The sequence below is a fragment of the Cloacibacillus sp. genome (assembly GCF_020860125.1).
In the GTDB taxonomy this organism is placed as follows: domain Bacteria; phylum Synergistota; class Synergistia; order Synergistales; family Synergistaceae; genus Cloacibacillus.
Genome location: NZ_JAJBUX010000082.1, coordinates 1 through 12,406, shown reverse-complemented (window position 1 = coordinate 12,406; position 12,406 = coordinate 1). Strand labels below are relative to the sequence as shown.

10 protein-coding genes are annotated in these 12,406 nt (G+C 56.9%); 6 read left to right on the top strand and 4 right to left on the bottom strand.

Features of this window, described 5'->3' with window-relative positions; translation table 11 throughout:
- Positions 1-222 precede the first annotated feature (222 nt).
- Together LIO98_RS10745 and LIO98_RS10740 are read left to right on the top strand one after the other, a co-directional pair.
- Positions 223-1,782 carry an AbgT family transporter gene (locus tag LIO98_RS10745; RefSeq protein ID WP_291956762.1) on the top strand — a complete coding sequence of 520 codons (1,560 nt, stop codon included), beginning with the start codon at positions 223-225 and terminating at the stop codon, positions 1,780-1,782.
- 144 nt (positions 1,783-1,926) lie between these two features.
- Positions 1,927-3,003, top strand: a complete 1,077-nt coding sequence (locus LIO98_RS10740) for a M20/M25/M40 family metallo-hydrolase (RefSeq protein ID WP_291956759.1) — start codon at positions 1,927-1,929, stop codon at positions 3,001-3,003.
- A 132-nt stretch (positions 3,004-3,135) separates the two neighbouring features.
- On the opposite strand, the gene LIO98_RS10735 is transcribed toward LIO98_RS10740, so the two are convergent.
- The 3 genes from LIO98_RS10735 to LIO98_RS10725 form a co-directional block, all read right to left on the bottom strand.
- A complete protein-coding gene (locus LIO98_RS10735; RefSeq protein ID WP_291956757.1) occupies positions 3,136-4,293 on the bottom strand; it encodes an MFS transporter in 1,158 nt (385 codons plus the stop codon).
- 462 nt (positions 4,294-4,755) lie between these two features.
- Positions 4,756-6,459, bottom strand: coding sequence for a dihydroxy-acid dehydratase (gene ilvD / locus LIO98_RS10730; RefSeq protein ID WP_291956754.1), 1,704 nt, complete (start codon positions 6,457-6,459; stop codon positions 4,756-4,758).
- Between the two features lie 144 nt (positions 6,460-6,603).
- Entirely contained in the window at positions 6,604-7,617 is a 1,014-nt protein-coding gene (locus LIO98_RS10725) for a proline racemase family protein (RefSeq protein WP_291956752.1), read from the bottom strand.
- A gap of 244 nt (positions 7,618-7,861) precedes the next feature.
- On the opposite strand from LIO98_RS10725, the gene LIO98_RS10720 reads away from it, so the two are divergent.
- From LIO98_RS10720 to LIO98_RS10705, 4 genes are all read left to right on the top strand, one after another.
- On the top strand, positions 7,862-8,524 hold the full coding sequence (locus tag LIO98_RS10720) for a helix-turn-helix transcriptional regulator (RefSeq protein ID WP_291956750.1): 663 nt from the start codon (positions 7,862-7,864) through the stop codon (positions 8,522-8,524).
- A 220-nt stretch (positions 8,525-8,744) separates the two neighbouring features.
- Positions 8,745-9,713: an ornithine cyclodeaminase family protein gene (locus LIO98_RS10715; protein WP_291956747.1), complete on the top strand. Its 969-nt coding sequence runs from the start codon at positions 8,745-8,747 to the stop codon at positions 9,711-9,713.
- A gap of 373 nt (positions 9,714-10,086) precedes the next feature.
- Positions 10,087-10,215, top strand: a complete 129-nt coding sequence (locus LIO98_RS10710; protein WP_291956744.1) for a hypothetical protein — start codon at positions 10,087-10,089, stop codon at positions 10,213-10,215.
- A gap of 140 nt (positions 10,216-10,355) precedes the next feature.
- A complete protein-coding gene (locus tag LIO98_RS10705) occupies positions 10,356-11,879 on the top strand; it encodes a serine hydrolase (protein ID WP_291956742.1) in 1,524 nt (507 codons plus the stop codon).
- Between the two features lie 253 nt (positions 11,880-12,132).
- On the opposite strand, the gene LIO98_RS10700 is transcribed toward LIO98_RS10705, so the two are convergent.
- Positions 12,133-12,406: hypothetical protein (locus tag LIO98_RS10700; RefSeq protein WP_291956739.1), on the bottom strand; the 274-nt coding region annotated here is incomplete at its 5' end.

Here is a 12,406-nt window from a genome sequence, read left to right as displayed (position 1 = left end):
TTATTAATCATTGTATAAAAACTGTTATCCTTTATGATATGAGCATGTTATAAAAAAATATTGACAATTTTTAAATATTCAAGTATTTTATAATTAATTATTTTATTTAACAAGCAATAGACTCTATTGTAAATTTATATACGTAGGTAACGTAATCGTACGTGGGATCAACTGTGGCTCTATACAGTTTATTCATAAAATATATTCAGGGGGAATTTTGTAATGACAGCCGAAACAAAGAAGAAGGTTTCTCTGTTCGACCGTTTTCTCAATGGAGTTGAGCGCGTTGGCAACAAACTGCCGCACCCGATCGCGCTCTTTGCGATCTTCGCCGCCGTGACGGCGCTTCTTTCCGCGATATTCGCGGCGATGGGCGTCTCCGCCTCCGGCGAACTTATCAACCGCGCCACAAACACGGTGGAGATGCAGACGATCACCGCCGTCAGCCTGCTCAACCAAAAGGGCGTCATCTATATGCTCACCTCAGCCGTAAAGAACTTCACCGGCTTCGCGCCCCTCGGCGTCGTGCTTGTAGCGATGCTTGGCGTCGGCGTCGCGGAAACCAGCGGTTACATTCCGACGATCCTCAAGCGCACCGTGGCGGTCACCCCGCGCAGCCTCATCACGCCGGTCGTCGTTTTCCTCGGCATCATGTCCAACATCGCCTCCGACGCAGGCTACGTCGTGCTTATCCCGATCGGCGCGCTGATGTTTATGGCTTACGGGCGTCACCCGATGGCCGGACTGGCCGCCGCCTTCGCGGGCGTCTCCGGCGGTTTCTCGGCGAACCTCGTCATCGGAACCACCGATCCTCTCCTCTCTGGCATTTCGACGGAGGCCGTGCACATCCTCGACGCGGCGCGTTCCGTCGAGCCCACCGCCAACTGGTACTTCATGATCGCCTCCACCTTCCTCATCACGATCATCGGCACGATCGTCACCGACTACATCGTCGAGCCGCGTCTCGGCAAATACAACGGCAAATTCCTCGAGGGCGCCTTCGAGTCCAATCAGATCACGGCGAAGGAACAGAAGGCCCTGCGGATGGCCAACATCACCCTGCTCGTGATGACCCTGCTCGTGGTGCTGGTCTGCCTGCCCGCCGATTCCTTCATGCGCAACCCCAAGACGGGAAGCCTCATCGCCGGCGCGCCGCTCATGCAGAGCATCATCGTGCTTATCATGTTTTTCTTCCTCATCCCCTCGGTGGTATTCGGCTATGTCTCCGGCAAATTCAAAGACAATAAAGACGTCTGCGGCGCGATGGGCAAGGCGATGTCCTCTATGGGCGCCTACATCGCCCTCGCGTTCGTGGCGGCGCAGTTCATAAGCTACTTCAGCTACACCAACCTCGGCACCATCATCGCCCTGAAAGGCGCGCAGTTCATCGAATCGACGGGCATCGGCGGCATTCCGCTGATGATCCTCTTCATCCTCTTCAGCGCCTTCATCAACCTCTTCATGGGCTCTGCCTCCGCGAAGTGGACCATCCTCGCGCCGGTCTTCATCCCGATGTTTATGCTCCTTGGCTACTCGCCGGAGCTGACCCAGGTCGCCTACAGGATCGGAGACTCCACGACGAACATCATCACGCCGCTCATGTCCTACTTTGCGATGATAATCGTCTTTGCGAAGGAATACGACGAGAACTCCGGTATCGGCACGCTCATCTCGACGATGCTGCCCTACTCGATCTTCTTCCTCATCGGCTGGTCGCTGCTGCTCGTCGTCTGGATGTTCTTCAGCCTGCCGCTGGGCCCAGGCGCCGGACTGTTCATGTAGATAAAATCCGCCGTCTATATGCGCCATTGCCTGACACGTCCAATCAGCGGGCCTGTATAATTGCACAGAGTTTTTAGGTATTGTCTTTCCGTAGAGTATAATTTATAGGGTAAAGTCCAACGAAAGATGAAAGAGGATGAAAAGATGATAAACAAAGAACGTCTCCTGAAAAATTTCCTTGAATACCTCGCCATAGACAGCGAAAGCGGAAACGAGGCGGCGATGGCCGCCCGCGTCTCAGCGGATCTCAAGGCGCTTGGCTGCGATGTCCGTATAGACGAGGCCGGCAGCGTCATAGCGCTCTTCGCGGGAGAGGCTCCGGCGCTTCTCATGAGCGCCCATATCGATACCGTGACCCCCGGCAAAGGCATCCGCCCCATCATCACCGACGGCGTGATACATACCGACGGCAGCACGATACTCGGCGGCGACGACAAATCCGGCGTCGCGGCGATTATCGAGGCGGTCGCCTCGGCGCGCGAACAGGGGCTTGCCCACCGCGCCGTTGAGGTGGTCCTCACAGTTGGGGAAGAGGTTGGCATGATCGGCTCCAAGGCCCTCGACTACTCCAAACTCTCCGCGAAAGAGGCCGTCATCTTTGACTCCAGCGGCGACGCGGGCAAGATAATCACCGCCGCGCCGGGACAGACGAAGATACGCGCCGAAATAAAGGGCGTCGCGGCGCACGCCGGCCTCGCCCCCAAAAAGGGCGTCAGCGCCATACAGGTTGGAGCCGCCGCCGTCGCCGCGATGAAGCTGCTGCGTATCGATGAGGAGACGACGGCGAACATCGGCACCTTCAAAGCCGTCGGCGCGACAAACATCGTCAGCCCCAGCGCCTACATCGAGGCCGAGGTGAGAAGCCGCGACAACGCTAAACTTGAGGCGCAGACGAAGCACATGGTGGAATGCCTTGAAAAGGCCTGCCGCGATTTCGGCGCGGAGCTCGACTGCAAAGCGACGACCAGCTACACGGGGTACACGCAGTCCGACGACGATCCGCTTGTCGTCTCCGTCGCAGAGGCCTGCAGGAAAATCGGCCTGACGCCCGTCATCGGCTCCACCGGCGGCGGCAGCGACGCGAACACCATGAACGCGGGCGGCATAAAGGCCGTGGTCCTCGGCACCGGCATGGACAGGGTCCACACCACCGCGGAGCGCATCACGGTGAAAAACCTCGAGGATACCGCGGGGCTCGCGCTTGAATTGATGAAGCTGTAAATAAAAATCACTCCGCCCTCGCAAAGCGGCGAAAAATAAGGGCGTTTCGTTTGTATAAAAACGGCGGAACGCCCTTTTATAGCTGGCTTGGCAGATACAAGTTTTTCTCCCCCGGTTCACCGTGACAAAATATTATCTCCTCTGTTTTCGATAAAACCTCATGGCCATTACAGCTGAAAGCGCTAAATATAGCGCCGCGTAACATCTTAAAGAAAAATCGGCGCCGCCTCTTGCCGATGATAATGAAAGCAGCGGCGGGCCAAAAAACATCCCGACCCCCCAAAACAGATAATAGGCTCCCGAAATCGTCCCTTTATATCTCTCGTCAACTGTGTCGTTCAAGAATATCATTGAGGCGAGATAAAATATGCCGAGGCCGATACTTGAAATAGTGAGTGCGGATAACATCCCGGCTGCCGTGGCGGAAAGCTGCGAGGCTCCAAGCCCCAGTGACGCGAGAAAGAGTCCGAAGATCATAAATACCTTCGCCCCGAAGCGGTCGCAGAGCCTCCCCGTTATCAGCTGCGAGATACTGATCGCGATGTAAAACAGAGAGAAAAAGATACCGATATAGGCGGGGCTGAACCCTCTTTCTTCAATAAGATAGGCCGGCATGGCCGTGAGGAATATCCCGTATCCGGAACCGTACAGGGTAATGCCGGCAAGGGCGGTAAACACAGACGGTTCTTTGATCATTGCCGCGATATTGGATATATTGAAGGTATCTCCCATGTTTTCTCCAGCGCGGACATCGTCAACCAGCCAGATGGTCAGAACCGCTCCGGCGAGGCAGGCAAAGGCGTAGAGGAGAAAGAGATTTTCCGGCGACAGCACCCTGATAAGGAGCACGCCAAGCATTGGCCCGATGGTGAGTCCTATATGTATTACCGCATTATATGAGCCTACCGCGGTCCCTTTGGAGGAGGCGTACTTTAACGACAGCAGCGCGGGCGCGAGCGCCCAGACTGGAGCCTCGCCCGTGCCCTGCAGCAGGCGTGAGAGAAATATCATGGCCGAGCCGGAGGAAAAATAGTAGCATAGCCCAGTCAGGAAACATATAAAATATCCCAAAGCTAAAAAACGCTTGAAGCCGAATCTGTCCGCCATAGCCCCGACGGGAATCTGCAATACGATATATGCGGCGGCAAACGTCAAGGCCAAATAACCTACATTGCCGCCATTACCGTCTAACTCTATGATCTTTTGCGGCAGCAGGGCGACGATCATCCCCACCCCGATCATCATCAAAAAGGCGGAGAGGTTCAGCCCCCAAAGAGTTTTATCTTTCATCCTGCCTCACCTCACTCTGTTTGGTCTTGTATCCTCTGAAGCGAATATCTATATTTGCCCTTGCGCCGGAAGCCAGACAGCCGTCTCTTGGGCTGCATATATTTTTCGCGCAGTGTCAACTGCGAACAAAAATACATATTAAAATATAAAATTAAAATCTATTAAATCATAATTTTAATATTAATTTTTGTCAATAATTAATAATTAAATTGAACTATATTCTCTGGAATTGATTAAGTGGGTAATAGGCGTTATTATAGGTTGAATATGTGATTTATATGAAAAGTAAATGTGGAAAAGCAAAATAAAGCGGAGCGGGCAGCCGCTTTGCAAATTTAACACCTAAAAGCCTGCCGCCCATTTGACGGAAAAACCGGGATAAACGACGGGCGGTTCGCGTAAACGAATCCGCCCGTATATTCTTCAATGAAGGCTGCCTCAGATAGTTGAAGCGCCTTCCGCCTAAAACTTCCGCCGCACCTGTTCTTCTTCGGTCACGCGGTCGTCGATCATCGCGCCCAGGTGGGCCTGGAGGGCGCTCTTCGCGTAGATGCCGAGGATGCCGCGCTCCCTTTTGAGGGGTAGCTTCCACTTCGCGAGGCGGGCCGCGATCACCTCTTCGGGCAGGTCGAGGTTCACCGTGCGCCCGGGGATGTCTATCTCGATGATGTCCCCGTCCTCGACGATCGCGATCACGCCGCCGACCGCCGCCTCGTGGGAGATATGGCCGATCGCTGCCCCCTCGGTAAAGCCCGAGAAACGCCCGTCGGTGAGTACGAATACCTCCTGTCCCATGCCGATGCCGACCAGCGCGTCGGTCGTCATCATCATCTCGCGCATGCCGGGCGCGCCGCGCGGCCCCTCATAACGGATTACGACGACGTCGCCGCTTTTGATATCGCCCGTCACCACCGCGTGGTGCGCCTCCTCGTCGGAGTTGAAGACGCGCGCCGGTCCCGCGAACCTGCGTATCTTCTCGGAGATGGTCGTCGTGCGGCAGATCGCGCCGTTGGGCGTGATGTTGCCCTTCATCACCGCGATGCCGCCGTTTTTAAAGACGGGGGCCTCGACGGTCGTCAGCGTATCGTGGTCGGAGGAGCGGCGTTGCGCCGCTATCTCGCCGATTGTGTGTCCGGAGACGGTGAGGCATTCCCGGTGGAGGAAGTCTTTCATCTCGCCGAGGACGGCGGGGACGCCGCCCGCGTTGTAGAGGTCGATGACCGTCGCCTTTCCCGTCGGGATGACGCGGCTGATGACGGGTATCGTCTCCGATAATTTGTCAAAATCGTCGAGCGTCAGCTCCACTCCCACCTCGCGCGCGAAGGAGAGCAGGTGCAGCACCGCGTTGGTCGAGCCCGCGAGAGCCATCGTGAGGATGACGCCGTTCAAGAGCGCCTCGCGTGTGAGGATATCCTTCGGCTTCACGCCCTCCTTGACGAGCTCCACGATGCGGCGTCCCGTCTGCGTCGCGAAACGTTCCTTCTCCGCGTAGACGGCGGGAACCGTGGACGAGCCAGGCAGCGCCATTCCCAGCCCCTCCATCAAAATCTGCATCGTATTCGCCGTGCCCATCAGCGAACAGGCGCCAGGGCCGGGGCAGACGTGATCCTCGAGGTAACGTATCTTCTCGCGCGCCTCGCCGCTCGCGTAATCCGCGCCGAATACGAGCTGGTCCAGCTCGCTCATCACGACGCTGCGTCCGCCGCTCTTGCAGACCTCCTGCGGGCCGCCCGTCAGCACGATACAGGGGACATCGGCGCGGATGCCGCCCATAAGGACGCCGGGGATGATGCTGTCGCAGGAGGCGAGCAGCACAAGGCCGTCCAGCAGCTGCACGCCGGTCATTATCTCGACGGAGGAGGCGATGACGTCGCGGATGACCAGCTCATAGCGGAAGTGCGGCATCCCGATGGGCACCGCGCCGCAGGTGGCGATGGTGCCGAACTCAAATGGCGTGCCGCCCGCCTGTAGAATGCCCGCGCGCACCCGCGCCGCGAGGCGGTCAAGGTGCACATGGCCGAGCCCCGCATCGTTCGCGGTGTTTACAATGCCGATCAGCGGCTTGGCGAGGTCGCCGTCGTCGTAGCCGCAGCCCTTATAGATCGCGCGGCGCGAGGACGACCCCTTGCCGGAAAAAAGTCCGAGTTCTTTGGAGCGGTATGTCATTTTCGCTCAGTCCCTTCTGATTTTCATAAAATTTTATCGATCGCTCGTATATATTCCGCCGGTCAGGTGCGGGGAGAGACTCATTGTTCCTCTTTGGGCCGCCCTGTTCCACCCCAGGCATGGAAGAGGCGAAAAATCGGCGGCTCAGAGCAGGAAGCCCTCCGGCAGCGGATCGCTGGGGTCGAGGACGAACTTGTTGAAGCCCGTGATCCAGGCCGGCCCCGCGACCTTGGGGATGATCGCCTCGTATCCGCTCTCGGTGACGGCGGCGAGCGGCGTCCCCTCGAACTTTGTGTCGATGATGCTCGCCGCCTGGAATTTTTCGCCCACCTTCAACGTGCCGCGCGATACCAGCAGCGCCATCCGCGCGGAGGTTCCAGTACCGCAGGGCGAGCGGTCCACCGCGCCCTCGGCGAATACGCAGATGTGGCGGCTGCGGCAGCCGTACTCCGTCCATTCGACGGGGGAGGTGATAAGCACGCCGTAAATGCCGCTGATCTGCGGCTTCTCCGGGTGGCGGATGTCAAGATTGGCGTTCACCCAGCGTTTCATCTCCATCGCGCGCGCGACGAGCGCCGCCGTCTGCTCCGGCAGCACGCGCAGCCCCAGCTTCTCCTCCTCGACGAATATATAAAAGGCGCCGCCGTAGACGATCGCCGCCTCCACCTCTCCGATCCCCGCCACAGGTATCTTTACATTCTCTTTATAGACGAAGGCCGGAACGTTGGTGAAGGCGACGCGCTCCACGCGCCCCTCCTTTACCGCCGCCTCCGCCGTGATACGTCCGGCGGGAGCGTCGATCTTTATGATGTTTTCTCCCTCGCGCAGCTCAAGAAGCCCCGTCTCCGCGGCGGCCTTCACCGCGCCGATCGTCCCGTGGCCGCACATCGTGCTCATCCCCTCGTTATGCATAAAGAGGATGCCGAGGTCGGCGTCGTCGGTTACCGGCGGCACCAGGACCGCGCCGAACATATCCTTGTGGCCGCGCGGCTCCTTGAGCAGCATGCAGCGGATATTGTCGTAACGCCAGCCAAAATATTCCATCTTCTCGAGCATCGTCCGCCCCTCCACCTTCGGGACGCCCGCGGTGACGACGCGGATCGGCTCCCCCGCGGTGTGGGCGTCGATGGCGTCGATCGTCCTTGTAAAATTCATCATGACGGTAATTTCTCCCTTCACAAGCCTCTTGATAATTATATATGTATCAACAATATTTTGTTAATTATATCGTATGAAGGCAGAAAAAAGAAGATTTTCATTCAGGGAACAAAACTAATAAATATAGAAAAAGCAAGATACCGTCAGCTATCGACATCATTTTTTGCGAAAAATTAAAAAATATTGTTATCGACAATTTATTTATGATAAAATAAGGCCAGTGAAGTCAGGAGGGCTGCGGAGGATGAATAAACGCAAGATACCAACGGAGCTGCTGTCCTACATGGACCTGGTGAAGGGGCTTGGGGAGATACTCGGCAGGGACTGTGAAATATTGCTGCACGACGTCTCAAACCCCGAACATTCGATCATCGCCTGCGCCAACGCCCAGGTGAGCGGGCGCGGCGTCGGCTCGCCGATGACGGATTTCGGCTTGCGGATGCTGAAGGACCCCAAGTACCAGAAGATGACGGGGGTCTACAACTACCGGGCCAGGACCGGAGACGGGCGGCTCCTCAAATGCGGCGTCTGTTTTATCAGGGATGCCGCCGGGCGCATAGTCGGCTTCCTCTGTATCAACATGGACGTCACTAAGATCGCCGCCGCGCGGGAGGCGCTAGACGAGTTTTTCCGTGCGGACGCCCCTGGGGAAGGCGCGGAGAACTACTGCGAACACTTCTCGAAGGAGGTCGGCGACGTCGTATCCGACTCGATCGCGTCGGTCAAAAAGGAGTGGGGCGGCGACCTATCCGCGCTGCCGCGCTCCGACAAGGTCAAGGTGGTGGCCCGCCTCGACGAGATGGGCTTTTTCCTTGTCAAGGGGGCGATGGAACGCCTCTCCGAAGAGATGAAAAAGAGCAAGTTTACGCTCTACGCCTACCTGCGCTCCGTTCACCCCCGGGAATAGCGGGAGAAGGACTTTGAAACGGCGGCCATATGTAAGCCTTGGGCACGCTGCCGCGCCTAGCATTGTGAGCGGCGGCTGTAGAACGGTTTTATGAGATTTACCCTGCTTTTGTACATCACTTGCCGAAATTTGAGAAAGCCGCCTCTTACCGGCAGGCTGCGGCACAGATAGATTTTTCCAGCGGCAAAATAATACTTTCTTAGAAAAGGAGCGGATACAAGTGCTGATACTTAACGAAAAGACGCTGGTTGAGACGGTAGACTTCGACGAATTGACCGAAAAGATAGAGCGGACGATGCTCTTCGCGGACGAGGGAAACTTCGCGATGCCGCTGCGCTCGAACATTTCGCTTAACGGCAGCGACTCCCTGATGCTCATGCCCTGCGTCACGCCCGAGGCCTGGGGCTGTAAGCTCCTCACGCTGCGCCCCGGCAATCCGCAAAAGGGGATGCCCTTCATCAACGGCGCGGTGATGCTCTTTGACGCGGAGACGGGAGAGCCGAAGGCGCTGCTTGAGGGCAAAATGGTGACGGCGCTCCGCACCGGGGCCGTCGGCGGCGCGGGCATAAAAAACACGGCGCGCGCCGACATCCGTTCCTTAGGGCTTGTCGGTACGGGGGCGCAGGGTTACTGGCAGGCGCAGTTCGGCTGCGCGGCGCGCAAAGGCGTTAAAGAGGTCTGGATATACGACGCGATGACGGAAAAACTTCCCGTGTTCGCGAAACAACTGCAGGCGGTGCTGCCTGGCGTGGAGGTAAAGAGCGCCGCGAGCGCCGTGGAGCTGCTCGAAAAGACGGAGGCGGTGATGACTGCCACCCCTTCCAAGAGCCCGCTCTTTCCCGACGACGAAAAGCTGCTCGCGGGACACGCCTTCTCCGGCATCGGCTCCTACATGCCCGACATGCGGGAATTCCCCGACGGACTCTTCAAGCTCACGGGCGGCGACGTCTATGTTGACACCCCCCACGCGCTGGACGAGACCGGCGACCTGATAACGCCGCTGGAAAACGGCGCGCTGCGGCGCGGCGATATCCACACGCTCGCTGAGCTGATCGGCGGCAAACGTAAAAAAGAGAGCGAGACCACCTTCTTCAAATCCGTCGGCATGGCGCTCTTCGACATCGCCGCGGCGGACTATCTCTGCGAAAAGGCGGCGCGCAAGGGGCTTGGGCAGAACGTGGAATTCTGATCGCCGCCGGACGGCTGAGCGGAAAAAATACCCGTTTTTAGATAGAATAACGCGCGGCGTTCGCCTGTGATACAAAAAATCAAGAAAGCTACTGCTAGGCCCGGTTCCCGGAATAGGGGGAAACCGGGCCACGTCTTTTCGTGCCGGTACTTATCGTGACGCTCCTGCGCCGCGCGCAAACAGCTTTTCTTCAAAAATTGCGTCCAATTGCCACAGGTGCGTGACATAATGAGATATAAATTTACTTTTTTCGTAATATGTTACTTGCGCTAAAATCTACAATCATTCTGCTTGACATATCAACTGAAACTTTTATAATTACAATTAGTCATAAGAAAGAAAAGAAATTTTCGATGAGGGGAGTTGCGGAGAGATGAAAAAAATAATCGCTGGCGTACTGATACTTGCCGGATGGGCGTTCTACATTTCCTTTATATCAAGATACGCGCCAAGCTGCAGCTATGATGAGCCGCAGTACGCCGTCAGCGCGCCAAGCTCCTGACGTCCTAGATAGTTGCCGCCAGGCTGGCGGTCCACGGTTTATAAAGCAAAAATCACGGTTATTATATTGGCGGTACAGCACGCTGTATCATATGCCGTGCCGCGCGACAGACGGGACGGAGAAAGAAAATGGGGCAGGCAATGAATACGGAAGGACGTAAAGGGCTAAAGACCAGGGGAAGCGCGGATGTCTCGTATCTTGGACGGTATGTGGACGAGATGATCTGGGAATTTATGGAAAAGAGGGAGATTCCCGGGCTTACCCTTGCCATCGTGCAGGCGCCCTATATCCCGCGTGTGGCTGGGTACGGCTTCTCATCGGAGAAGGAGCGCCGCCTCGCTTCGGTGAACACGATGTGGCCCGCCGGGCCGATCTCGCAGGCATTCGCGGCGGTGGCCCTGATGCAGCTGCACGAACGGGGAACTCTGAATGTAGAGGAGAGGGCGGCGAAGTATCTGCCGGAACTTCCCGCGGCATGGAGCGGAATCACCCTGCTTGAACTGCTGCGCCACGCCTCGGGCATCGCGGACTACCATAAGCGGCAGGAGTGGAGCGCCGCGGAGGGTTTTGATTTCACGAAGGCCGTTGCGCTCGTCAAAGATATTCCGCTTGTCTTCACGCCCGGCTCCGGCGTGGAGCTGAGCGCGACAAACTTCGCGATCTTGACGGAGGTCATAGAGCGCGTGAGCGGTATGAGTTACCGCGCCTTCGTCAAGAAAAATCAGATAGATTTCCTTGGCCTACGCCGCACGGCCTTTGCCGAAGAGCTTGATAAATTCCATCAGGAGGATGTGAGCCTCACGGGAAACGTGCACGAGAGATTCAAAAAAGACCCTCTCTGCATAGACCCGGCGGAGACGGCGGTCAGCTACGGCGCTGACGGCGAAAAGATCGCGCCGGAGGCCGTTTCTTCATTGAGAGGTTTTTCCGACGTGTGGGCCAGCGCGCAGGATATATCCTTCTGGGATATCGGGCTTGCCGGCACGGCGCTGATCGGCCGCGCGGAGAATAAGGCGCTGGTCTACTCGCCGTGGAAACTGCCGGGCGGGGATACCGTACCGGCGGTGGCAGGCTGGCACTTCTACGGGCACCGCGGCCTTATGGACATCAAGGGTTTGGTGCCGGGCTACAGCTCATTCCTGAGCCGCTTCACCGATGCCTCGGAGCTGGTATGCGTCACCCTGATGGCCAACCGGGAGGGAGTCGATTTCACAAACCTGGGGCGCAGGATCGCGGCGGCCTTCGGCGGAACCATCGCCACAAATTACGACGACGGCAGGCTCTTCCTCTATGAGGGGCAGTTTTCTGTGGAAGAGAGCGTTGCGCGGCTTGAGAGAGAGCTCAAAAAACGCGGCATACCGCTCTTTGCGAAGTTCGACCACCGGAAGAACGCGGAAGATGTCGGTATGGAGCTGCGTCCTACCACGGTACTCGTCTTTGGCTCGCCGAAGGTCGGGACGAACCTCATGCTTGCCGACCAAAGCATCTCGCTTGACCTTCCCCTGCGCATCTCGATATGGGAGGATGAAAACGGCTGCACCTGGCTCGCCTTCCCGCGCATGGAGCTCCTGGCCTCGGCCTACGGCCTCGAGGACCATCCCGTGACCGGCAGGATCGAGGCTCTGCTGGAAGAACTGACGATCGCAGCCGGCAGCGTCTACTGAGGCAGGAGCTAAATCGGCGTTTATAAGCACGATTTGCGTCATAAAATGGGGGCTCCGAATCCTCACCGTATGAAGATACGGTTCCGGTATCGGAGCCCCCATTTCATTTAGCAACTCGCACTTCTAAACGCCGATTTCCTTCGGATGGGAAAAGAGATAAATTACGATTTCCTTCGGATGAAAAAAGAGATAAATAGCGGTTCAGCTTCGAGGGAGTAAAAGATAAATAGCGGTTTAGCTTTTGACTTTGCCCTTAAAGGCGCCCTCTCCGAGGGAGCTCCCCGCGAAGCGGGGTAAGGGAGAGTTGACCTTCGGTTCTCCCGCGGCTTTTGCCGCGGGCTCTGTTTGGCGCGGGAACCGCGCCAAACAGAGCAACACTCCTTCCGTCAGCCGCCCAAAATAGGCGGCCGACACCTCCCTCAGAGAGGGAGGCTAAAAGTGCAAAGTCAAAAGCTAAATCGCTGTTTATCTTTTTTCTATAAAAAATGTAAATAGGTTTTGTGAATTTTACATGATAACAGGAAAAT